The 22,754-nt window shown below is 49.6% G+C and carries 19 protein-coding genes and 1 pseudogene; 10 read left to right on the forward strand and 10 right to left on the reverse strand.

What is annotated here, in order from left to right:
- A pseudogene (locus tag AC2215_RS15880) lies at positions 1–773 on the forward strand (hypothetical protein); the annotation flags it as partial.
- 186 nt (positions 774–959) lie between these two features.
- Here AC2215_RS15880 and AC2215_RS15885 read toward each other — a convergent pair.
- From AC2215_RS15885 to AC2215_RS15895, 3 genes are all read right to left on the reverse strand, one after another.
- Entirely contained in the window at positions 960–2,390 is a 1,431-nt protein-coding gene (locus tag AC2215_RS15885; protein ID WP_486810968.1) for a hybrid sensor histidine kinase/response regulator, read from the reverse strand.
- A gap of 133 nt (positions 2,391–2,523) precedes the next feature.
- Positions 2,524–3,888 carry a hybrid sensor histidine kinase/response regulator gene (locus AC2215_RS15890; RefSeq protein ID WP_486810969.1) on the reverse strand — a complete coding sequence of 455 codons (1,365 nt, stop codon included), beginning with the start codon at positions 3,886–3,888 and terminating at the stop codon, positions 2,524–2,526.
- Positions 3,889–4,158: 270 nt separating this feature from the next.
- Entirely contained in the window at positions 4,159–4,674 is a 516-nt protein-coding gene (locus AC2215_RS15895; RefSeq protein WP_486810970.1) for a hypothetical protein, read from the reverse strand.
- 198 nt (positions 4,675–4,872) lie between these two features.
- Between AC2215_RS15895 and AC2215_RS15900 the strand changes: the two genes are divergently transcribed.
- Positions 4,873–6,099: an FAD/NAD(P)-binding protein gene (locus AC2215_RS15900; RefSeq protein ID WP_486810971.1), complete on the forward strand. Its 1,227-nt coding sequence runs from the start codon at positions 4,873–4,875 to the stop codon at positions 6,097–6,099.
- 244 nt (positions 6,100–6,343) lie between these two features.
- Here the strand turns inward: AC2215_RS15900 and AC2215_RS15905 are convergent, their stop codons facing one another.
- Positions 6,344–8,503: a Tex family protein gene (locus tag AC2215_RS15905; RefSeq protein WP_486810994.1), complete on the reverse strand. Its 2,160-nt coding sequence runs from the start codon at positions 8,501–8,503 to the stop codon at positions 6,344–6,346.
- A 349-nt stretch (positions 8,504–8,852) separates the two neighbouring features.
- On the opposite strand from AC2215_RS15905, the gene AC2215_RS15910 reads away from it, so the two are divergent.
- Entirely contained in the window at positions 8,853–9,611 is a 759-nt protein-coding gene (locus AC2215_RS15910; RefSeq protein WP_486810972.1) for a class I SAM-dependent methyltransferase, read from the forward strand.
- Positions 9,612–9,638: 27 nt separating this feature from the next.
- The gene (locus AC2215_RS15915; RefSeq protein WP_486810973.1) at positions 9,639–10,508 is read left to right on the forward strand and encodes a class I SAM-dependent methyltransferase; all 870 of its coding nucleotides are present in this window, start codon (positions 9,639–9,641) and stop codon (positions 10,506–10,508) included.
- Between the two features lie 145 nt (positions 10,509–10,653).
- Here AC2215_RS15915 and AC2215_RS15920 read toward each other — a convergent pair whose 3' ends face one another.
- Positions 10,654–10,959 carry a hypothetical protein gene (locus AC2215_RS15920; protein ID WP_486810974.1) on the reverse strand — a complete coding sequence of 102 codons (306 nt, stop codon included), beginning with the start codon at positions 10,957–10,959 and terminating at the stop codon, positions 10,654–10,656.
- Positions 10,960–11,186: 227 nt separating this feature from the next.
- Positions 11,187–12,038 carry a ribonuclease HI gene (gene rnhA / locus AC2215_RS15925; protein ID WP_486810975.1) on the reverse strand — a complete coding sequence of 284 codons (852 nt, stop codon included), beginning with the start codon at positions 12,036–12,038 and terminating at the stop codon, positions 11,187–11,189.
- Between the two features lie 98 nt (positions 12,039–12,136).
- On the opposite strand from rnhA, the gene AC2215_RS15930 reads away from it, so the two are divergent.
- The gene (locus AC2215_RS15930; RefSeq protein WP_486810976.1) at positions 12,137–12,493 is read left to right on the forward strand and encodes a hypothetical protein; all 357 of its coding nucleotides are present in this window, start codon (positions 12,137–12,139) and stop codon (positions 12,491–12,493) included.
- On the opposite strand, the gene AC2215_RS15935 is transcribed toward AC2215_RS15930, so the two are convergent.
- Together AC2215_RS15935 and AC2215_RS15940 are read right to left on the reverse strand one after the other, a co-directional pair.
- The gene (locus AC2215_RS15935; protein WP_486810977.1) at positions 12,490–13,068 is read right to left on the reverse strand and encodes a GNAT family N-acetyltransferase; all 579 of its coding nucleotides are present in this window, start codon (positions 13,066–13,068) and stop codon (positions 12,490–12,492) included. The genes AC2215_RS15930 and AC2215_RS15935 overlap by 4 nt on opposite strands.
- Before the next feature lie 42 nt (positions 13,069–13,110).
- Positions 13,111–13,269, reverse strand: coding sequence for an aldehyde dehydrogenase family protein (locus tag AC2215_RS15940; protein WP_486810978.1), 159 nt, complete (start codon positions 13,267–13,269; stop codon positions 13,111–13,113).
- A gap of 584 nt (positions 13,270–13,853) precedes the next feature.
- Here AC2215_RS15940 and AC2215_RS15945 point away from each other — a divergent pair.
- The 4 genes from AC2215_RS15945 to AC2215_RS15960 all read left to right on the forward strand — a co-directional run bounded on the left by AC2215_RS15945 (position 13,854) and on the right by AC2215_RS15960 (position 18,295).
- The gene (locus AC2215_RS15945) at positions 13,854–14,096 is read left to right on the forward strand and encodes a hypothetical protein (protein WP_486810979.1); all 243 of its coding nucleotides are present in this window, start codon (positions 13,854–13,856) and stop codon (positions 14,094–14,096) included.
- Between the two features lie 213 nt (positions 14,097–14,309).
- On the forward strand, positions 14,310–14,915 hold the full coding sequence (locus tag AC2215_RS15950; protein ID WP_486810980.1) for a sigma-70 family RNA polymerase sigma factor: 606 nt from the start codon (positions 14,310–14,312) through the stop codon (positions 14,913–14,915).
- 542 nt (positions 14,916–15,457) lie between these two features.
- Positions 15,458–16,390: a DUF1822 family protein gene (locus AC2215_RS15955; RefSeq protein WP_486810981.1), complete on the forward strand. Its 933-nt coding sequence runs from the start codon at positions 15,458–15,460 to the stop codon at positions 16,388–16,390.
- Positions 16,391–16,429: 39 nt separating this feature from the next.
- Entirely contained in the window at positions 16,430–18,295 is a 1,866-nt protein-coding gene (locus tag AC2215_RS15960; protein ID WP_486810982.1) for a CHAT domain-containing tetratricopeptide repeat protein, read from the forward strand.
- Positions 18,296–18,433: 138 nt separating this feature from the next.
- Here AC2215_RS15960 and AC2215_RS15965 read toward each other — a convergent pair whose 3' ends face one another.
- Both AC2215_RS15965 and recG read right to left on the reverse strand, forming a co-directional pair.
- Positions 18,434–19,258, reverse strand: a complete 825-nt coding sequence (locus tag AC2215_RS15965) for a leucine-rich repeat domain-containing protein (RefSeq protein ID WP_486810983.1) — start codon at positions 19,256–19,258, stop codon at positions 18,434–18,436.
- 298 nt (positions 19,259–19,556) lie between these two features.
- Entirely contained in the window at positions 19,557–22,058 is a 2,502-nt protein-coding gene (recG, locus tag AC2215_RS15970; protein WP_486810984.1) for an ATP-dependent DNA helicase RecG, read from the reverse strand.
- A 250-nt stretch (positions 22,059–22,308) separates the two neighbouring features.
- On the opposite strand from recG, the gene AC2215_RS15975 reads away from it, so the two are divergent.
- Entirely contained in the window at positions 22,309–22,605 is a 297-nt protein-coding gene (locus tag AC2215_RS15975; protein ID WP_486810985.1) for a hypothetical protein, read from the forward strand.
- Positions 22,606–22,754: the final 149 nt, after the last annotated feature.

Below are 22,754 nucleotides of genomic sequence, written 5' to 3' on the forward strand. Positions count from 1 at the left end.
AACCGGAACCCCCCGCACCGGAACCGGATCCCCCCGCACCGGAACCCGAACCCCCCGCACCGGAACCCGAACCCGTGGAAATCGAGACACCGCCGACGGTATCCTTCTACTTTTTGGCCGACTCCGCCTTTGGAGAAGCCAATCGCGCCCGCAAACAACTCCAACAGCTCAAAGCCAATGGATACCAAGGGGCGGGACTCTTTTGGATTCCCGACTATGCCAACTTATCGGGAAAACCCTACACCCAAGTGTATGCAGCCACCTTTGACGATCGCTCCAGTTGTGCCATTTCCCTCAAAAGCTACGGACAGAAGAATCCCGATGCTTACTGCGCCCTGGCGAGTACCGATGCCGCCTTGCCTGCCAACCAACTCACGGCGCTAGAGGCCATCGGCCCCCAAGTCGAACCCGCACCGAAAGCCGAGGCCCCAGAAGAGCGCCCCTCGCCAGAGGATACGATTCGCAGCTACTACGACACCCTGAACGGCGATCGATACCGAACGGCCTGGGGAATGCTCTCCAAATCCCTACAAAACAATAGCGACTTGCATCCCGACGGTTTCTCAGACTATTCGCAGTGGTGGGATTCCGTGGATTTTGTGGAAGTCGCACAAATCGAACCCATTGAAGTCGAGCGCAACGATGCCCGAGTGCGAACCCAACTGAATTACCATATGAAGACTGGAAATATCAGCCCGTTATCCCTCGAAATTCAACTCGTCTGGGACGATAAACACGAGCGATGGCTCTACCACGGCGCGCAAGTGGATTAGACCTGGAGGTGGAAAAGGGAGAAAGGGGAAGGGAGAAAGGGGTACAGAATCAATAAATTCCGTATCATCTATTAGATATCTCCAGAAATCAAAAATAAAATCAATTTAGATACCGAATTCATAAATTTTTTAACCCTTTCCCCCTTAACCCTTTTCCCTTTTCCTCCAGAAGTCTATTCACTCGGGCTAAGGTTCCGTGGGATTGGGAATTTCAATTCTAAAGGTCGTGCCAACTCCTGCCTGAGACTGGCACTCTAAAGTTCCACCGTGTTTTTCCGTCACGATTTGGTAAGAGATCGATAATCCCAGTCCCGTTCCTTTGCCGGCGGGTTTGGTGGTAAAAAAAGCGCTGAAAATATTTTGACGAACCTCTTCGGGAATCCCCGTTCCATTATCGGAAATTTCAACCACAACTCGATCGTCGATCGTATCGGTTTTCACTCGCAGGAGATTCGGATTTTCTTCAAGTTGGGCGTATGTCAATCCCTGATTCGATTCGTCTAAAGCATCGATGGCATTGGCGAGCAAGTTCATAAACACTTGGTTGAGCTGTCCGCCGTAGCATCGAACCAAGGGTAAATTTCCGTAGTCTTTGATCGCTTGAATCGCCGGACGATCTTTATTCGCTTTGAGGCGATGCTGGAGAATCATGAGGGTGCTGTCAATCCCTTCGTGAAGATCCGTGAGCTGTTTTTCCTCTTTATCGATGCGAGTAAAGGTTCTGAGGGACAACATAATTCCCTGAATTCTTTCCGTCCCCACTTTCATCGATTCAATAAGCTTCGGTAAGTCTTCCGTGAGAAATTCTAGATCGATATCTTCAATTTCATCTTCAATTTCTGGAGGGGGCTTGGGAAATTTTTCTTGATATAAATCCACCAAACCTAAAAGGTGGTCGATATACTCCCTCGCGTAATCTAAATTTCCCGATATAAATCCAACGGGATTATTCACTTCGTGGGCAATGCCTGCTACCAGTTGACCCAAACTCGAAATTTTTTCGGCTTGAACTAACTGAGATTGAGTGTGCTTTAAATGGTGGAGGGATTCTTCAAGCTCTTTCGTTTTCAGTCGGAGTTGATGCTCCGACTGAGACAGTTTAGAAGTGCGTTCTCGAACGCGAAGCTCTAACTCTTTCGTTAATTTTTCTAGAGCCGACTGAGCACTCATGCGCTCTTCTACTTCTCGCACGAGTTTCTGATTTTGCGTTTGTAATTGTTGGGTCAGCTCGCGAATTTGTAAATGGGTTTTCACTCGAGCGAGTACTTCTTCCGTCTGAAAGGGTTTGGTAATGTAATCGATCGCCCCTAAGGAAAACCCTTTGACTTTATCTCTCGTATCCGAAAGTGCGGTCATAAAAATAATTGGGATATCCTGTAAAGCGGCATTAGACTTAATCCGATAACAGGTTTCAAACCCATCAATTCCCGGCATCATTACATCGAGAATTACCAGGTCGGGTCGGGCGTATTCCATTTGCTCGATCGCGCTTTCACCATCGAGTGCTACTAAAATTTCCCACCCCGAATCGACCATCACGCCGGAGAGTACTTCCAGGTTGGTTGGATTATCATCCACAATTAAGATCGTGGATCGATCGAGGGTTTCATCTGTCATGGACGGCTACACCTGCTAACATTGAGTGACTTCGCGCTTCAATCGACCCGATGCTCGTTCGCGCGCTGGGATAGTTTGGCGCTCTCGACTGAGGAAAATCCCTCCCGCAGGAGATCGGATGCTTCCGAGAAATTCAGGCAACTGGAATCTCGATGACAAACTCCGTTCCTTTACCCGGTACTGAATTACAGATTAACTTACCTTGGTGTTGTTCTACCACGATCGAGTAGCTAATCGACATCCCCAACCCCGTCCCTTTCCCTACGGGTTTCGTAGTAAAGAACGGATCGAAGATACACTTCTGAATTTCTTCGGGTATCCCCAGTCCATTATCGGCGATCTCGACAATTAGAGAACCACAGGAGGGTTCAGTTGCATCGCAGTTCGCGTTGCAACTGGGTTTAAACTTCGTCCGAATCGAGATCGTCGGTACGTAACGATCGGGTTGACTCCAAGCTGCCATTGATTCTTCGAGAGCGTCAATCGCGTTCGAAAGTATGTTAATAAAGACTTGATTAATCTGTCCGGGATAGCACTCGACTAAAGGTAACTCCCCGTAATCTCGAATCACTTCAATCGCGGCGCGATCGACTTGGGCTTTTAAACGACTTCCCAAGACGATTAAGGTACTTTCTAAACCTTCATGCAGATCGGCAAGTTTTTGTTCGGCTTCGTCGAGGCGCGAGAACATCCGCAGCGATCGAACGATGTTACGAATGCGATCGGTTCCCACTTGCATCGAACAAAAGAGTTTGGGTAGGTCTTCCTGGACGAATTCGAGATCGATTTCCTCCACTTTCTCCTGGATTTCGACCGGAAGTTCGGAAAATTGGTGCTGGTATAGGTGGATTAAATCCAGCAGGTTGTGAACGTACTGACCGGCATGAACGAGGTTGCCACAAATAAAATTAACGGGGTTGTTAATTTCGTGAGCAACCCCGGCAACAAGTTGACCCAAAGAAGACATTTTCTCACTTTGAATCAATTGCATTTGTGTTTTTTGTAAGTGCTCGACCGTTTGGACGAGTTCGGCAGTTCTCTCTTCAACGCGCCGTTCTAAATCTTTTTGCGACTGTTGCAGTAAGAGATTTTGTGCGGCCATCTTCCGAGTTAAAATCCGCATCTCTAAATGAATGTTAATTCGGGCGAGTATCTCCTCTTTTTGAAACGGTTTGCTAATATAATCGACGGCCCCGAGTTCGAAGGCTTTAACTTTATGAGCGGTATCTGTAAGTGCGGTCATAAATATGACGGGAATCTCTCGCATCTGTGGCGATGCTTTTAAGCGCTGACAGGTTTCAAACCCATCAATTCCGGGCATCATCACATCTAATAAAATTAAATCCGGAGGTGATGTTTTGACTTGCTCGATTGCACTGAACCCATCGGCAGCAGATGATACTGTCAATCCCGCTTTCGTTAAAAACTTGAATAGCAGTCTTGTATTGATTGGATTGTCATCAACAATCAATACCAATCCTTTCTTGGCAGTTTCCATCCTCAACTCTCTTTTATTTGATGAGTGGTACTGCACCCACTATCGTAATCTGCTCAATGGACCCCAAGTGCCGATCGAGACGATCTCGATGCGGCGCAAACGATGCATGGATTTGACCCGTGCGATTATTCCAATATGCGGGGACAGACTCCCCACCAGCTTGACACTCATGGGTACGCTCGATGGCGTACGTTACGTAACGATGTTTCCCAAATTGGGAAGTTCCTAAACTTTCCCAATCATAGGCGATCGAACCGGCGATCGACTCAGCTACGGGAGCCGGTTTTTTAAACGATCGATCGCTTCGGGGGTTAGAGAAACTCGAACCTCGATCTGTCGAAGTTCGTCTCGGAAAATTAATTGGGACGTCTCGCCATCGGCAAAGCAGGCGATCGTCGGATCGTTGAGGTCTAAGGTTCGATAGGCGATCTGTTTGGGTTTAACCCGCAAGACGACTTGGGGTTGAGACTTGGGATAGACGTATAAGGATGAATCTAGCCGATCGAGAACCAGTTTTGAGGCGGTCACGCTACCTTCGTCCTCCGATTCGGATTTGCGCCAGTAGAGAGTAATTCCTCGAATTTCTGGTGCCTTGGGGGCAAACACTTCGTCAAATCGCTGGGTTTCCCAGTCGAGTTCCCCCACATCGCCACTTGGAGGTAAGATACGCTGCTGCCAAGAAATCTCTCGATTGTTGAGCTCGCTCCACCATTGGCGGAGCTCGTCTAAATAATTCCCGTTTTCGGGATTGCTACTACCGTATTGCCAGACAATTTTAGATTCCATTGTCGGTCCTGAATTGGGGTCACAGCCGCTTACGGAGCGGCTTTGTCCAGTCTAACCCCAGACATTCGCATTCTGCTGAACTCGAGAAGATCGTGTCCGGTAAGGGGGGAGATCGCAGCGATCGTTAAATTCTTAAACAAGAACGATAATCATTATTATAATATTCCCATTCCACCCGAGGAATCCATACTGACGCTGATGACAAAATTGCACGCGGATATCGCCATCATTGGGGCAGGTCCTCAAGCGCTGACCCTGGTGACCCACATCCTGCAAAAGAAGAAAAAGCTGCGCGATCGCATTCAGGTGTTCGATCCGAGCGGCACGTGGATGACCCAGTGGCATCAGCAGTTTGCCGATCTCGAAATAGACCAGTTGCGATCGCCGGCCGTCCACCATCCCGACCCGAACCCTCATGCTCTGAGAAGCTTTGCCCAAGGGCGCGCTCGAGAACTTCATCCCCCCTACGACCGTCCTGGAACTCGACTGTTTCAAGAGTTCTGCAATGCCCTCGTCCACCGCTGGCAATTGCACGATCGTATTGTGCGAGCGCAAGTGACCCGACTCGAACCCTTGCAGAAAAAACCCTCCCGATTTCGGCTGACGTTAAATACGGGCGAGACGATTCTGGCGCGGCGAGTGGTCTTGGCAACCGGTGGCGGTCGCCCTCAGATTCCCGATTGGGTGCAGCGGGTGGCGACCGGTTATCCAGCCGAACGCTTGTGTCATGCGAGTCAGGTCAAGTTACCGTCTTTAACCTCCCTTTCGGGGGAAAACGTTCTCATCATCGGCAGCGGTTTAACCAGCGGGCATTTGGCGGTGGGGGCGGTAAAACGGGGTGCAAAGGTCTTGATGATGGCGCGACGCACCTTTCAAGAAAAGCTGTTCGATACCGACCCAGGTTGGCTCGGACCCAAATATCTCAAAGGCTTTCATGCCGAACCCGATCTGCACGCCCGCTGGAGTATGGTGCAGCAAGCTCGTAACGGCGGCTCTTTGACTCCGATGATGATGACTCAACTGCGACGACAATCGCGCCAGGGGCTAGTGACATTTTACGATCGCACTCAGGTGGTGGACGCTCGCTGGAAAGGAGATGCCTGGCAAGTTGGCTGCGATAACCATGCCGTCCATCAGTGTATCGAGACTCGACCCATTCACCGCATTTGGCTAGCAACGGGTACGGCTTTAGATATCGATGTCCATCCCCTACTGCCGGATGTATTATCCAAGCACCCCGTTGAAACGGTGAACGGCTTGCCCATTCTGGACGAACACCTCCGCTGGCCCGGATGCGAGCTGTTGGTTATGGGGCCGTTCGCTGCCTTGCGGGTGGGACCTGTCGCTCGGAATTTATATGGTGGAAAGTTAGCTTGTGAGGGGATTGTACCAGCCCTGACTAAAGCGAGTGTGGCTCGAATTTAGCGTTCGATATCCTCTCCAATGCAAGTTTGAAATTCGATTAACGTCAGTGACTTCACCAAAATATGATGCGAGCAAGATGTTTGCCCTCAGGTGCACGCGCACGCGAACACACTACCGGTCAATGCTGATTACTTAAATAGACATAGGCGCGAAAATAAAAAATAAAATCAATATCTATGGTTCAGTCATGAATTTATTCCCCCTTTCCCCCTTAACCCTTAACCCTTTTCCTCCAGGGGTCTAATCACTTCCCAACGGCTTTCATCGACAAACTAATCCGTTTCAACTTTTCCTTCACTTCCAAAACCCGCACCTTCACCACCTGTCCGACTTTGACAATTTGTTTGGGATCTTCCACAAATCGATCGGCCATTTGGGAAATATGCACCAATCCATCCTGATGCACCCCAACATCCACAAATGCGCCGAAATTCGCCACGTTGGTCACCACCCCTTCAAGTTCCATTCCCACCCGCAAATCGCCAATTTCATTCACCCCATCCTTGAAACTAGCGTAGGTAAATTGCTCGCGAGGATCGCGTCCGGGTTTTTCCAATTCTTGGATGATATCTGTGAGGGTTAACTCACCCACGGTTTCCGTTAAATAGGACTGCCAATCCATCGTTTTGAGCCGATCGGCAACCCGAGTCATCTCCGTGAGCGGCAGGTTCAAATCCTTGGAAATGGACTTCACCACGCCGTAACTTTCCGGATGCACCGCCGTATTATCTAACGGGTTATCCCCCGATCGAATCCGCAAAAAACCCGCGCACAACTCAAACGCTTTCTTACCCAACTTCGCCACCTTCAGCAACTGCTGGCGATTTTGAAATGCTCCGTTGTCGTGACGGTAGGCGACGATATTATTGGCAATCGACGGCGTAATACCCGACACAAACGTCAGTAACTCCTTCGATGCCGTATTCAAATCCACTCCCACGTAGTTCACGCAACTTTCGACGGTTTCATCGAGCTTCTTTTTCAGTAACTTTTGGTCGACATCGTGCTGGTATTGCCCCACGCCGATGGATTTGGGATCGATTTTCACCAATTCCGCCAGGGGGTCTTGCAACCGACGGGCGATACTAATAGCCCCGCGTACGGTAATATCTAAATCGGGAAATTCGGCGATCGCCACGGAACTTGCCGAATAAATCGAAGCCCCCGACTCGTTGACCATCACTTTAATCGGCGGTTTGGCAAAGGTTTTGAGGACATCGGCAACGAAGCGCTCTGTTTCCCGACTTGCCGTTCCGTTACCGATGGCAATCAACTCGATACCGTGGCGTTCGATCAGGGTTTTCAGAGTGCGCGCTGCCTCTTCTCGCCGCCGTTCTCCCTGGTGGGGGAAAATCGCCTGATATTCCAAAAACTGCCCTGTCGCAGCAATGGCAGCCACCTTACAGCCCGTACGAAAACCCGGATCGACGCCCAGCGTCGGCTTCATCCCCGCCGGGGCAGATAGCAGCAAGTCTCGCAGGTTGGCTTCAAAGGTTTCGATGGATTCCACATCCGCTTGAGCTTTCTTATCCCCGATCGCCCCATTGACAATGGAGGGTTTCATCAATCGCTTGAAGGCATCGGCGATCGCATCTTGGTAAAATCGGCGCACTTCCCGCGCGGGGGTGCGAATTTCCCGTTGTTCGAGATACCCCAACACCCGATCTTCATCGAAGACCAAATTCATATCCAGGATGCCTTCCTTTTCCCCCCGCAGTAATGCCAAAACGTTGTGGGGGGCGATGGCTTTAACGGGGATTTGATAGTCCCGATACATCTCGAATTTCGTCGTTCCTTCGGGATAATCGGATTTGATTTTGGCGGTAAACGCCCCAGATTTCATCAAATAATCTCGCAAATACGATCGAGATTGGGGATTTTCCGCCACCGCTTCGGCAATGATATCCGCCGCCCCTTTGAGGGCTTCCGCAGCAGTTTTGACGCCCTTTTCGGCATCTGCATATTTTTCGGCTTCTGGCATGAGCGACAGGTTTTTCCCCTGCTTGTGGTTGTGGGAGGCAATCCATTCGGCGAGGGGTTCGAGTCCCTTTTCTCGGGCGGCAGTGGCGCGGGTTCGGCGTTTGGGGCGATAGGGTAGATAGAGATCTTCGAGTTCCGTTTTTTGGGAACAGGCTTCGATTTGGGCTTGCAACTTGTCAGTGAGTTTCCCCGCATCGGCGATCGCCTGTAAGATAGTCGCCTTGCGTTCTTCTAACTCCGTCAAATAGGTGAAGCGATCGCTCAGTTGCCGCAATTCTACCTCCGTCATGTTCCCGGTGCGTTCTTTGCGGTAGCGGGCGATAAACGGAATCGTTGCCCCTTCCGCGAATAGAGACAGGGCACTTTCGATTTGGGCGAGTTTGAGGGACAGTTCGGCAGCTAACTGTTGGGGAATATCGAGCATTGGGAATCGATCGAGACGAGCGGCATGAAGTTTCAGCATTAGGATACCATTATTACCTCAATCTCCCGGCAAAATAAGAAATTAAAAATTAAAAAATTATCTCTAGATTTATTCCTGGCTTTAAAGTCAGAGATAGCAAGCAGCTATGATTTTGTTTCTGACAAACTTGGACACTTTTCCTCTCGATTCCCGAGCAACCCGTTCTCGCGATTCTCTTCAAATTTGTGACGTGCAAATTTTGGATCGTGCCAGCTAAAACCTCGAGTTTTGCCCGCAATCTATATTCTCTCGATCGGGTTTGATGAGAATCATCTATTCATCCTTGACGATTTTTATTCCCTAACCGCAAATGACCTTTAAAGATTATTTTTCCCAACAAGCTGCGGCTTATTCGACCTATCGCCCCCGATATCCCAAAGCCTTATTCGAGTATCTTGCTTCCTTATGTTACCGACGCGATCGCGTTTGGGATTGTGCCACGGGTAACGGACAAGTCGCAATGAGTATGGTGCCGTATTTTCAGACTATTATTGCCACCGATGCAAGTGCGTCTCAAATTGAAAATGCCGCCACGCACCCCCAGATTTACTATCGCATCGAATCGGCTGAAAAAACGACGATTGAAACGGGTTCTCTCGATTTAATTACCGTCGCTCAAGCGTTACATTGGTTCGATCGAGATCGATTTTATACAGAAGCCCACCGAGTCCTAAAACCTAATGGATTATTGGTTGTTTGGTGTTACAAACTGCTGTCGATTTCTGAAGATATAGACCCAATTATTGAAGAATATTACGATCGAATCGTCGGAGAATACTGGCCGCCGGAGCGACAAATGATTGAAGAAGAGTATCGCTCGATTAATTTTCCCTTTGAAGAAATAGACCCGCCCCAATTTAACATGGAAGCAATGTGGTCTCTCGATCGAGTATTCGGCTATTTAGAAACTTGGTCGGCTACCCAACGATTTATCATCGATCGCCATAGCAATCCCATCGAACTCATTCGTCCTCGCTTAACCAAGGCTTGGGGAGGTTCTAATGGTTTGAAACTGGTGAGTTCCTCTATGCCAATGAGGATTGGGAAAATGAGTTCAACGTTGAATTAATCTTGTGCTCTGAAGCGGAACAATAAAATGGCGATCGAATGGAAAAAATCAACAAATAAAGGTACTGCATTTCTGAAGCTCATTCATCAATTCCAACAGTCCGTACTTTTTACAGATCCATACATCAGTTGGTTCTTCGAGCGCTCCGAAATCGAATCCGTGAAAAATAAATTTCCCGATTCACTCATTCAACCGAAAAATGAGAAAGAGCAATTTGAATTTCTAGTTTACTGGTATGTTGTTTTGAGGGAAAAGCACGGCGATCGAGCAATTGAAGCCGCAATTGAATCCGGATGCAAACAACTAATTTTACTCGGTGCGGGTTACGATACGAGATTTTTTAGGCTGGATAAAATTCAAGAAAATTCCGTTCAAACCTTTGAAATCGATCTCCCCGATACGATTGAGGATAAACAGAGATATTTAAGTTCTAAATTGAGCGTTATGCCCCGAGGTTTATCGCTCGTTCCTCTCGATCTCAATCGAGATAGTCTCAACCGCCTTGATGAATATGGCTTTGACGATCGAGTGCCGACTATTTATGTTTGGCAAGGCGTGAGCTACTATTTAGAGCGAGAAAGTATTTCCACTACCCTCGACTCTATTAAACGTCAAATGACTCCGGGGTCGGTATTCGTATTTGATTGTTGTTCGCCGTTGATGACGTTCAAAAACGATCGCATTCCCGGAATTAATACAAATATCGAGCAATTAGAAAAAATTGGCGAACCTTATCGTTTTGGAATGTATGCCGATGAGATGGAACGGTGGTTAAAAGAGAAAGGGTTTGCCGAGATTGACACTTTACAACTTAACGACCTAGAGGAAGTATTTTTGAACAAGAAAACCTTTCCCGAAAATATGTGGTACATCGTCACCGTTAAAGCTTCAGGATAGACATTCAGCGATCGGACTCAGCTTTTGAGTTGGGAGATGTCGGGCGTGGGGGAACAGTTGTGAGTTGAGGCGCGACTTAGACACACCAATCATCCGAAAATGAACGATAACCCATGGCTAACGAACGGCGGATGTTCGATATCCCTCACCCGAGATCGGGAGCGCGCAAGTCGCAAACAGCCGGCAAACCGAACGAAACTCGCACCTCCGTCAGAAGCTTTTCCCACCATTGCGCAAACCGGTATCCCAACAAAAACTTTGCCCGTTTCCCCAGTTCCCTGCCGTGGCGAGTGTTGGCAAAAATTTGTTGAGTTTGACCCGGTGCTAAAATCGGGCAGAGGATTCGCCCCAGCCACAATCCCAGACGATTTTGGGGACTGTAAGGGGGGCTTTGGGGGCAGGGGAGGCCGGGGGGGAAAGAGCACGGGTTAATGACATAATTGTTCGGCATTGTCCGCATCTACAGTGGCAACTGCTATACTGCTTCATCCCGAACGAGCGTTGTATAGCGCTACGCGAAGCGGGAACAGGGAACGGGGAACGGGGAACAGTAGACTCTCAGATAGTTTCAGGATTTATAAATGTCCTAACTAATTTGCGTAGTGCTATAAAAAACAAATCCCCCTCAACTTGGACAAATCAAAGCTGAGGGGGTTAATTGAATCTTAACGTTTGAGATTAATCAACTCGTTCTAATTGCCACAGAATTTGATTGCCTTCGCGTCGCACTCGCGAAACAACCCAGTTCCGCCAAACCCAGTGGTCGCCTCGACTGGTGACTGCACTCGCATTCACGTTAATCAAATCGGCCAGTTCCGAACTGCTAATGAGATAGCCTTTATCGGCAATTTCATCCGCAATTCGCAAACTGTCAATGAGATCGCGCAGTTGCCCCACCTTGGAAGTGCGGGCAAAGTTGTCAAGGGCGCTGTCATTCATAGGGATAGTCACGTCAGTCATCGCAGAATCAAAGGTAGAAAGGTTAGTAGGTATAGATGTCGATTGTACCGTTTTGCTTGGAGGGCTGTCGATCGTTGACCGGTTTCGGGTTGGTTTGGCGGTTTGTCGCAGTGTGGGAATTTGACCTTGGGCAAAGCTGCGGGCAATCTCGTCACAGCGTTCGTTGCCTGGGTTCCCCGCATGGCCTCGAACGTACTCCCAGCGAACTTGGGGCGAGTTGAGAGTATCGAGGGTTTCCCACAAATCTCGATTCAAAACGGGTTTTCCCGCCGCCGTTTTCCAGTTTTTCTTTTTCCAGCCTCGAATCCATTGGGTAATGCCTTTTTTTAGGTACTCACTATCCGTATACAGGGTCACCGAATCGGATTGCTCGGATTTGGCGAACAGCTGCAAAGCCGCGATCGCAGCTTGCATCTCCATGCGGTTATTGGTCGTGTCGGGTTCGGCATCTCCGAGTTCGCACACCGAACCGTCGCTGTAGCAGGCGAGTACACCCCAACCCCCCATGCCTGGGTTGTTACTACAAGCCCCATCGGTATAGAGGCTCTCGATTTTAGCAGGAAGTGTCATGGGTTTTCGAGTCTAAATTGACAACGTTTGGGACAATTTTGGACTATACCCGATCGAGGGGAGTTTAAGTTTCCTCTAGACTTCCCCAAGAATTTGCAATGGGACTTGAATTTGCTCGCCATCGATCGCCAAAAGCCGACAGACAGCGAATGGCTGCCTTGCCACATCCCACAAGTATAGCCGTCGCGACTTTAGGCGCGGACACTTCGATTGCGATCGCCTTGGGTGTGGGAGACAGAGGTAACGACTCGAGCGCGATCGAGAATTTTTCGGACGCGAAGATCGGGCAAGGATGTTACCTGTTGGGGTGTTTTGGGTTGGCGATGGTGGGTAATTATATCGATCGTGTTTTCCCCCTGAAAATGGATGGGGTGCTGGGAAGACTTGGAGAGGTGGAGATGGGGGATTGGAAGACGATCGATAATACTCCGAATTGCGAATTCCGCACTGCCTAAAACTCCGGTTGCCAATTGGGATGAATGAGGCTGGTGAGGATGTGGTCTTGCCAGCGATCGTCGATTCTGATGTAATCGCGGGCGTAACCTTCAACGACGAAACCCAAACTTTTGAGCAATCTGCCGCTGCGTTGGTTGTGGGGAAGATAGGCAGCCATGATGCGATGCAAGTTCAACTCCTGGAAAACGTAATCGATGGCAACAGTCATGGCTTCTTTCATGTAACCCCGTCCCTGCTTGGCTTCGGCAACGCTGTAACCGACGGTGCAAGATTGAAACGCCCCTCGGATAAAATTGGTAAAGTTGAGCGTCCCAACGATCGCCTCTGAATTCTCTTTCTCCCAAACATCTTTCTCAAACAAAAAGAGTTTGAGCGATCGATCCGTGGCAAATTCTTCGATCCGGGCTTCCACCTCTATTGTCCAATGGGTGAGCGTGTAAAATGCGGGGCTTTTTTTCGGTTCAAAGGGGGCAAGATAGCCTCGATTTTTGGTGTAATAGCCGATGATGGCCAAAATATCCTCTTGACGGGCTAAACGCAAGTGTAAGTGCTGGCTTTCGAGTTGAAGGTTCATCTTCTGAAATCCGGACGATCGATTTTGAAAACTCCCAAGCGCTTATCCTTTTGCTGGGGGAGGGAGGGCGATCGCATCTTCAAAGGAATCCACTTCCACAAGTGCCACCACCGGGCCGACAATCTCTTCGCAGACCACCCACATCTTCGGGGTTACCTCATCCAAAATGGTGGAATTTAAACCTGTCAGGGGAGCGGTCATTTTTAAGTCCTCTCGATCGGTGGATGGAAACAGTTTTTAATAATGCCAGATTTCCGAAAAGTATGAAGCACTCCGGGTTGTTTAATTTGGGTTGAGTCTCGAATGAATGATTTTCGAGTCTGTGTTTGGAGGAGATTTCTCAGTTCTTACATCGAACTGACTAAATTTAGATTTTTTTGCTTGAAATAATTTGATTATCCCGACCTTTAAAATCTTCAAAAAAAATAGTTAAAATGTTGATTAACTTATATATTTTTGAGTATTTTATAAACAGTTTTATTCTTCGATTTAAGATAGAATCGATCTATTATCTGTTTTTGGTCTACATTAAATTTTCTGAATCCAAACGTTTAAGTAACCGAGCTAAATTCCAATCGACATCTCAAGTTCCCTCAAACTAGTGCAGCACGGCAGAAATGACTGACCAGCTCTCAACTCCTGAAAGCTATGTAGACTCGGAATTTTTAATTTTTAATTTTGCATTTTGCATTTTTAATTCCGCGTAGCGGCACTAGGGGGATTCGCCGGGGCTCGTCCAGACCTCATCTATTCAAGAAATGCTATAGAGTAAGTATGTTACACCAATGGGAGAGGTACGGCGATCTCGGCAAAAAGCCGGACGCAAAAAAAAGCGCGATCGTCCTTTAGTTAGAGACCAGGTACGATCGCACAACACTCTAGAAGCCATCTGCTTGGGTCATCCCCAAGACTTCCTCGCGTTTGCACAAACCCAGGCAGCGTACAAACGCGCACCGATCGGGACGGTGTACTTATCAGTAGCCATAAAGACATCAGTCGATCGCGCAGAAATTATGCAGGATTTTTGAGAGATTTACGAAAGTTTACATGATGCCCTCTAAAATCTTCGATCCGTCCAGAGACACTCACGGGCGATCGCGCCGTGAATTTGCATATTTTTCTCGAAACCAGCTGATAACTAAAATAGGAAGTTTATATGGGTTGCCCTCGATTGAGTTGTTGTTCAAGAAGTCATAGAGGTAATCCACAAACGCTTCTCATTCTAGAATCCACTGCTGTCTATGTCAGATTCCTTGCAGAAAATGGTCGAACGAACTTGTCAGTATTCTCCCCGCAGTCCGGAACGCCAGCGAGGTTTAACCCAACTCGTACGTGCCATTGAGCGTTCGGGAAAACTGTGGAAAGAAAACGTACCCTACTACGAAGAAGCCAAACAACAGATGTGGCTGTATTTTTGCCGCAATCTTTGCGAAGCCACGACAGCGAACGCACCCTACGATCCCAACCGCAGCCAGGTGACAACCTGGCTCGATAACTATCTCAAACGGAGACTGCACGACTTAAAAGTGGAGAACGGGCAATCTAAAACTAGCTTCAACGATCCCAATATTCCCGAACCCTCTGCTCCCCCCCAAACCCCACCGATTTTAGAAGACGTAGAAGAATGGGTCAAAAACGATCCCGATGGTGAATTATCCAACACCCACATCAAAGGTCATCCCCATGCCAACTGCCAAGTTCTCATTCTAAGGCGGTTACCTCCAAGACGTTCCTGGAAGGAAATTTCCCAAGAACTCAATTTACCGATTGCCACCTTGAGTTGTTTTTATCAGCGAAAATGTTTACCTCGTCTCAAAAAATTTGGTGAAGATCGGGGATATTTATAGTAACAACTTCATGAGCGATCGAGAGACCGCGAGGAGAGGCTGGGGGGATGCTCCGAAGATCGTCAGCATGGGTGCGAGTGCAGCTGTCCCGATTGTGAAAACACCCAGAAAATTCATCGATCGCGCTGAGTGCTATCGAGTCGGAACGTGAGTACAATTTGCAAATCTGTAGGGCTTCGCGAGTGCAAATCTTGAGGTTGGAAAAAGGTAGGAAGGTTCTCCAACACAAGTTCGAACGCAATTCGATCGAATTCTCATATTCTCTAAAAAGGGTCTTGAGATAAGGGTTAACTTCAATCGAAATACTGCCGCGACGGGGAATGAAAAACCAACAATTCCGAATAGACATCGCTTTCATCAATTTAAAGCCAATCCGGTATTTCTGGTGCGCTGCATCGTTTGCGATCGGTCGATTCGAGATTGAGTCACAGAAGATCGTGTCGATCGATATAGAAACCCTAACCACAATCGCATTCTCACAGGTATACGCATAAATTTAGAGAAAAACAGGGATATCTAGAATAGAGAAGAGAGAGCCCACTATGATCGAAGCAGCATTAAGATACAAACAATCGTTAACGCTACCAATCATCTCGAAATCCCGCCAACGAGCCGAGCAGTTTGCCAGCGTATCCCAAGATCCGATCGTCGCACGGCAAATTTACCTCAATACCCTGGCGGTTTTCGCCGTCAGAGATTACTTGCACTTGATGGGAATCGACACCGATTTGCGCGGTAGCGAGATTTGCAATCCGATTTTGCGCCTAGCAGCGGATATTGCCGATCTGAACGTCACCGGATTAGGTCGTTTGGAATGCCGCACCGTTTCCCCCGACGAGAGTATTTGCGAGGTGCCCCCAGAAGCGATCGACGATCGCCTCGGCTACGTCGTCGTCGAAATTGACGAGGCGCGGCAACAAGCAGCAATACTCGGCTTCGCGCGGACGGTGAAAAATTTCGAGCTACCCCTGGCTCAATTGCAACCCTTAGAAAAATTAATCGATTGCCTCAATCAAGCCGAGCGAACGGTGGTTTTAAGCCAGTGGTTCGATCGCATTTTCGAGTCGGGATGGCAAACCCTCGAATCCCTATTTGCCACGGACACCTTCGAACTGACTCCCAGTTTGAGGGGAATGAGAAAGTCAGAACCGCAGGCCACCTCGGCGGCTAAACTGATCGATTTAGGTGTCGAACTCGGAGAGCGGTCTGTCGTCTTGCTCGTCAAGCTCATTCCCGATGATGACGGACAAGTGGGCATTCACGCTCAAGTACATCCGACCCCCGGCGAAACTTACTTGTTCCCCAACCTGGAACTCAACCTGCTCTCTGATGAGGGAGAGGCGCTCAAAAACGTGCGATCGCGCAGTTTGGATAACTACATTCAATTGCCCTTTTTCCAGGGATATCCTGGGGAACGATTCCAAATTCAACTGGCCCTCGATCGCGTTACCCTAGTGGAAGATTTTACAATCTAATATGGGATATCGTGTGAACTTCGGGGCAGGTGGCAAGCAATGAAGCAGGACAATCGGGAAAGCCAGAGCAATTACGTTGCGATTTTACAGCTCGGTTCGGGATCTTTACAGGCAGGATTTTCCCACGTCACCGTCGCGATCGGACGCGAAAAGCAACCCTATCATACCCAGACGGTGGCGAGCTTACCCCCCGCACCGGAATTGCTCGACCTCTATAGAAAATGGCAGACCCTTTACGTTGCGCTCTATGCCAGCTTGGGGTGGCGGTTGCGGATTACATTTCCCAGCGATGGTGCCGGAGTCACCAACATTTCCGAAGTGGGATTGCGGGAAATTTGCGATCGAATGCGCCTTCGTTTCAACGAATGGCTCACTTCACCAGGATTTGCCCCCATCGAACGGAAACTGAGAACTTTCCTCAATCCCAAAGACACCGTGCGGATTCTCCTGGAAACCGATAACTTCGAGTTGCGGAAGTTTCCCTGGCATTTGTGGGATTTCTGGCAAGACTTTCCCCAGGCGGAATTGGCGTTGAGCACCCCGCAGTTCGACCCCCCCACCAGTCGCCGGGTTCGCAAAGGTCCGATGAGGATTCTGGCGGTTTTGGGAAGCGCTCGTGGATTGCAACTCGACTCCGATCTCAAAGAACTGCAAAAACTCCCGAACGCGAAACTCGAACTCCTGCAAGAACCCACCTGTGCCGAGATTTGCCATCGGCTTTGGCATCAGGATGTCGATATTTTCTTCTTCGCCGGCCACAGTGCCACCACCAATGGCGGGAATGTGGGTACCCTCGAAATCGCTCGCAATCGCATCTTGAGAATGGGGGATTTGGAAAATGCCCTGCGCCGCGCCATCGACAGAGGATTGCAGCTGGCGATTTTTAACTCTTGCGACGGACTGGGAATCCTCGGAGAACTGGAAAACTTGGGATTGCACCTTCCCCAACTGGTGGTGATGCGCGAACCGATTCCCGATCGCGTTGCTCACAAGTTTTTAGGGGATTTTCTGCAAACCTTCTCCCGAGGAGAGTCGCTGCATTTTGCGGTGCGCCAAGCCCGGGAACAGCTTCAAAGTCTGGAGTATTTTAGCGACGATCTTGCATCTAAATCTCTCTCTTTGGAGAGTACCTTTCCCTGTGCGAGTTGGATGCCGATGATTTTTACCCACCCGGCCGTCAGTCCCCTCGTGTGGCCGGTATCGGAAAAGCCAACACTCGTTCAATTTCCCTCAATCTCCTGGAAGCTGCATAAACTCGCTGCTGTTTGTGCGATCGCATTACTCGGAGGGTATTTTTCCCTCGGACCGCAAATCGCTCGCGGGGCGAATAATATCGCCAAATACTACCATCGACAAGATGAGCTGTTCGCCGCCCGATGGTTCTATCGCAGTGCCACTGTGCTCGATTTCCGATTTGCTCCACCGCACTACAATCTCGGCTGGCTGTGTGAAGATATGGGCGATCGCAACTGCGCGATCGAAGCATATTACCGTGCGGCCGTGCGAGGACTTGCGGAAGGGTACGCTCAAGCGTCGCGCTTGCAAATCCTAGAAAATAACTTCGACGAAGCTTTCTCAGGGATTCGCCAATGTTTGGATCGCGCCCAACACGACGGCGTTCGGGTCTCCTGTTTGAAAAATCGGGGATGGTTGCGCTTCGAGCAAGAACAATACGATCTGGCCGAAACCGATCTCCAAGAGGCCCAACAACTCGCCCAACGGATTACCATCGACAGCCCCCACACCCATTGTCTTTTAGCCCAAACCGGTGAAGTCCTAGGCAAACCCGATTCGGAAGTTTTCCCGTCGTGGTTCGAGACACTTCGGAGCGCCAATCCACACTTTCCCGAGCAAGAGCAGTGTATTAGCATCGCCCAGGAAAAGTTGCGGCAATCGCAAAAGTGAGATTGCATCCGGTTGCCTTACCACAACATCAGTTTGGAAATGAGTGAGTCTGGTGGAGGGCAATCGATCTTCGATCTAGTGACGACACTCTCTAGTTCCCCAAACCCCACACCCCAAACCCCACACCCCAGAAATCAATCAATACTGACAAACCGATTCCGGTTCGATGGGACAGGGTTCCTCATCATCTTCTTCTTCCGGAACGATCGGATTCCCGCGCAGGTTCAGGTAAGTCAGGGATGTAAGCGTGGAGAGAGACTCAATTTCCGAGACGTTGTTGGTGCTGAGGTTGAGGCGCGTGAGATTGCTTAAACGCGACAGCGATCGCACGTCGGAGACGAGATTATTTTCCAAACTCAGATGAGTGAGACCCCCTAAACCTGAAAGGGGGGTAATATCGGCAATTTTATTATTTTCCAGCCACAGTTTTTTGAGATTGGTTAAAGTGGCCAGGGGACTGAGATCGGAAATATAGTTTGTATCGAGCCAGAGTTCGCTTAAATTGGTCAGAGAAGAGAGGGGTCGTAGGTCGGAAATTTGACGGCGAAACAGCATGAGTTCTGTCACTTCAGATAGTTTTTCATCCGCCCGGCTGCAATTCGACGTTCCTGCTTTTTGAAGTAAAACTTCGATGGTTTTTTGGGTTTCGCTCGGTAAGTTATTTCGACTGTTGCACCATTGGGCAAAGGTTTGAAAATCAAATTCTTCCGTTGGTTCGATCTCCCTTGGTAATACTTCCATCGGTTCGATTTCAACGGGTTCGACTTCCTCGGGGGGTTTTTCTTCCGGAGATTCTTGCGGGGGTTCGCTCGGTAGAAAGGGAAGTGCGAAAACTTCAGAAACGGCAACCGCTCCAGAAAGACCCACAGCTGTAGCGATCGCTGCAAATCTCATCAAAAGACGAAAGTCTTGGAACCGGTTGATGTACTTATGTTGCTGCATGGAGGGCTGTTTTGAGAACATAGTGCCAACCTTCAAAAATTTGAAGATATTTTTCACAGATCGTAACAAAGGATCTGGCATTTGCTAGCGCGCTATCGTTCCCAAAATGGGAAAAAAATCAAAAAAAATTCCCCATCTATGTAGGATGGGGGAATCACAGGCTTATGTCGATACTTCTAAGATAACTCATCATCGTACTCAAGGAATCCTCCGATCGGGGGATAAAAAAGATCCTCCGATTGGGGGATTCGGAAAAAGTCTTAAAAATGCTTGAAACCCAAACGATTTTCTCAGGAGTTTGGATGAAAGCTCGATCGTATCACGTCAAAATCGACCCCCCCAACAATCGCTCGAACCGCCAGTCCAATTCCGCTTGAATTCGAGGAAAGATACTCACCGTCGGATCGCGATCGATAATTTTTTCTGCGGCATTGCGCGCCTGAATCAGCACCTCGCGATCGTCCACCAAACTCGCCAACACGAAATCCGGCAACCCCGATTGCCGAGTTCCCAACACCTCCCCCGGCCCGCGCAACTGCATGTCCATCTCGGCGATGAAGAAGCCATCCTGGGACTGTTCGAGGACTTCCAATCGCTGCTTGGCGTCGGTGGTGGCTTTGGAATGACTCATCAGCAAGCAGAAAGAACGAGCGGCCCCCCGACCCACCCGTCCCCGCAATTGGTGCAACTGAGACAAGCCAAACCGTTCGGCATTTTCAATCAACATCACCGTCGCATTCGGCACGTCTACCCCCACTTCCACCACCGTCGTCGAAACCAGAATTTGGGTTTGATTGGTGCGGAATTGTTCGATCGCCTCTTCCTTTTGCGCCGAACTCATGCGACCGTGGAGCAATCCCACCTGAAACTGGGGAAAGATCGACTCTTGCAACCGTTCGTATTCTTCAATGGCCGATTTTAAATCCAGCTTCTCCGACTCTTCCACCAAGGGCAGCACCACATAGGCCTGACGACCCCCGGCAACCTCCCGCAGAATCAAATCGTAGGCCTTTTGCCGTTCTTTCCCCGTCATGGCATTGGTTTGAATCGCTTGCCGTCCGGGGGGCAACTCATCGATTTGGCTGACATCCAAATCCCCATGCAGCGTCAGTGCCAACGTGCGGGGAATCGGCGTTGCCGTCATCGAGAGGACGTGACAAACCCCATTCGCCCCTTTTTGCTGCAACTTTGCCCGTTGGTGAACCCCGAAGCGGTGTTGTTCGTCAATCACCGAGATGCCCAAACGATGGAACTGCACCGCATCCTGAATCAAAGCGTGGGTTCCCACCAACACCGGCAGTTCTCCGGTTTCCAGTTGGCTGTGGATTTCTCTGCGTTTTGCCGCCTTCGTGGAACCGGTGAGTAACTCCACGGGGATTTGCAGCATGTTCAGCCAACTCACCAGCTTGTGATAGTGCTGTTCTGCCAGAACTTCCGTCGGGGCCATGAGTGCGGCTTGATACCCCGATTCGATCGCCGCCAGCATCGCCACCACGGCCACTACCGTTTTTCCCGCCCCCACATCCCCCTGTACCAGGCGATTCATCGGTTCGGGTTTGGCTAAATCGGCGAGAATCTCGTTGGCGACGCGCTGTTGGGCGTTAGTGAATTTAAACGGAAGTTGCTGGTGGAATTTTTCGATGAGTTGTCCCCCAGCCCCGAGAACGGTGGCCTTGCCTTGGGGGGCGAGGGTTTCTTGCGATCGCAATTGTGCCCGTCGCCGCAGCAGCCCCAGTTGCAGGTAGAAAAACTCGTCAAATACCAATCGTCGCCGCGCTTTATCTAACGTGTCGCGATCGGGGGGAAAATGAATGTTGGCGATCGCCTCCGATAACCCCAGCAATTCGTATTTTTCCCGTAACTTCACCGGGAAGGGTTCGCGAATCTGGTTGGCAGCCGGTAGGGCGGCAATGACGGCGCGCCGCACTAAATCCACGGTGATGCCATCGGTGAGGGAATACACTGGCAACACCCGCCCCACTTTCAAAGACCCGATGGAATCGTATGCCCCTTCGAGAACTTCAATTTCTGGATTATCGATCGTAACGCCATACTTATTTTTCTTCACCAATCCCGATACCGCCACCGTCGCACCCCGAGGGTAAAGACTCTTCTGGTAGCGCTGCCATTTGGGGGAACTGAACCGATGTCCGGCGTAAAATCGAGTAATTTTCAGCTGCCCGGTGTGGTCTTTGAGGGTCAGTTGGAGGATGGAAAGCCGCTTGTTTTTCGGGCTGCCGTAGCAGTGGGCGCTTTTCACCTCGGCCATCAGGGTAACGGTATCGCCGGGGTTGAGTTCTTTGATGGGAACCTGGCGGGCGTAGTCGATGTGGTCGCGGGGGTAGTAGTACAGCAGGTCGCTGACGGTATACAAACCCAACCGCGCCAGGACTTCTCCCCTGCGTTTGAGGCCGTCGAGTTTAATCAGAGGTTGGTTGAGGTCTACATTGCCCCGATCGGCGACGAGGGGCGTAGTGCGTGGCGTTTTGGCTAGATTTGGGGCGAGATTGGGGGCAGGGGCGATCGCATTTTGGATGTTTCTCTCTACCACTCGCTGCATCTGCAATAAAAACTGCCGCGTCTCAGCAACCAGATGCTGCCGTTCCGACTCGGGCAGATTGGTATATCCGGCGAATCGCGTCCCCATTTCCTGCCACCGACGACGATCGACCGTTGCCAACCCCACGGGCATTTGGCTAAAACTGAGGTGTAGAAATTCACTAAACCGATACTGGCGACCCATTAAATCGGGAAACCCCCGTTCGGCTTCCACCGCGAGGGCTTTTTGCAGGCGTACCCAGTCAATGCGATCGTCTTTCATGTCCCAATTATATATTTACGTCTACAATGTTGAGCAATGTTGAGTATTGGAGACGAGAGAAGTTTGGCGATCGCTAAAGCTTATGCTCATTTAAATCTCAAATACGAAGAACTGACGTAGGTTCCTGTTGATTGGCAGCGTTTAAAATTTCTAGAAAGTCTGCAAATTACATCGATTTTAACAACAGGATTGTCGACCGATCGGGGTGAGATCTCAGCTAGTTTGTAACTCCCGAACTCCCAATCTATCCATGAGCGAGCGATCTCCCATTATTGCGAACTATCAAATTACCGAACCGCTCTACGATGGTTCCAGAACCCAAGTTTTCCGGGGTATCGCACCCATAACTCCACAACCAATTTTCCTCAAAGTCTTGCGAAACCGCTATCCCAACTGCAGCGAGTTAGTCGAGTTTCGCAACCAGTATACGATCTCGTGCAACCTAGATCCTCCGGAGATCGTCCGACCCCTGGCACTCGAACGTCACGGTGATGGTTTCATCCTGGTGGTGCCCGACGAAGGGGTAATGTCTCTTCCTCGATACTAGTGCAGTGCGGCAGAAATAACGACCTAGTTCTCAACCGCAGTAAAGCTATGTACAGTAGGCATTTTTAATTTTTAATGCGCGCATTTTTAATTCCGCGTAGCGGCACTAGCAAGGTGAAACCCTTTATCTGCCAGCTTTTTAGATATCGC

Source organism: Zarconia sp. (assembly GCF_057467645.1).

What these genes read in the sequence shown, in the direction of transcription:
- AC2215_RS15885 (WP_486810968.1), bottom strand. Translation starts at nt 2,390, where the DNA reads ATGACAGATGAAACCCTCGATCGATCCACGATCTTAATTGTGGATGAT.
- AC2215_RS15890 (WP_486810969.1), bottom strand. Translation starts at nt 3,888, where the DNA reads ATGGAAACTGCCAAGAAAGGATTGGTATTGATTGTTGATGACAATCCA.
- AC2215_RS15895 (WP_486810970.1), bottom strand. Translation starts at nt 4,674, where the DNA reads ATGGAATCTAAAATTGTCTGGCAATACGGTAGTAGCAATCCCGAAAAC.
- AC2215_RS15900 (WP_486810971.1), top strand. Translation starts at nt 4,873, where the DNA reads ATGACAAAATTGCACGCGGATATCGCCATCATTGGGGCAGGTCCTCAA.
- AC2215_RS15905 (WP_486810994.1), bottom strand. Translation starts at nt 8,503, where the DNA reads ATGCTCGATATTCCCCAACAGTTAGCTGCCGAACTGTCCCTCAAACTC.
- AC2215_RS15910 (WP_486810972.1), top strand. Translation starts at nt 8,853, where the DNA reads ATGACCTTTAAAGATTATTTTTCCCAACAAGCTGCGGCTTATTCGACC.
- AC2215_RS15915 (WP_486810973.1), top strand. Translation starts at nt 9,639, where the DNA reads ATGGCGATCGAATGGAAAAAATCAACAAATAAAGGTACTGCATTTCTG.
- AC2215_RS15920 (WP_486810974.1), bottom strand. Translation starts at nt 10,959, where the DNA reads ATGCCGAACAATTATGTCATTAACCCGTGCTCTTTCCCCCCCGGCCTC.
- rnhA (WP_486810975.1), bottom strand. Translation starts at nt 12,038, where the DNA reads ATGACACTTCCTGCTAAAATCGAGAGCCTCTATACCGATGGGGCTTGT.
- AC2215_RS15930 (WP_486810976.1), top strand. Translation starts at nt 12,137, where the DNA reads ATGGGACTTGAATTTGCTCGCCATCGATCGCCAAAAGCCGACAGACAG.
- AC2215_RS15935 (WP_486810977.1), bottom strand. Translation starts at nt 13,068, where the DNA reads ATGAACCTTCAACTCGAAAGCCAGCACTTACACTTGCGTTTAGCCCGT.
- AC2215_RS15940 (WP_486810978.1), bottom strand. Translation starts at nt 13,269, where the DNA reads ATGACCGCTCCCCTGACAGGTTTAAATTCCACCATTTTGGATGAGGTA.
- AC2215_RS15945 (WP_486810979.1), top strand. Translation starts at nt 13,854, where the DNA reads ATGGGAGAGGTACGGCGATCTCGGCAAAAAGCCGGACGCAAAAAAAAG.
- AC2215_RS15950 (WP_486810980.1), top strand. Translation starts at nt 14,310, where the DNA reads ATGTCAGATTCCTTGCAGAAAATGGTCGAACGAACTTGTCAGTATTCT.
- AC2215_RS15955 (WP_486810981.1), top strand. Translation starts at nt 15,458, where the DNA reads ATGATCGAAGCAGCATTAAGATACAAACAATCGTTAACGCTACCAATC.
- AC2215_RS15960 (WP_486810982.1), top strand. Translation starts at nt 16,430, where the DNA reads ATGAAGCAGGACAATCGGGAAAGCCAGAGCAATTACGTTGCGATTTTA.
- AC2215_RS15965 (WP_486810983.1), bottom strand. Translation starts at nt 19,258, where the DNA reads ATGTTCTCAAAACAGCCCTCCATGCAGCAACATAAGTACATCAACCGG.
- recG (WP_486810984.1), bottom strand. Translation starts at nt 22,058, where the DNA reads ATGAAAGACGATCGCATTGACTGGGTACGCCTGCAAAAAGCCCTCGCG.
- AC2215_RS15975 (WP_486810985.1), top strand. Translation starts at nt 22,309, where the DNA reads ATGAGCGAGCGATCTCCCATTATTGCGAACTATCAAATTACCGAACCG.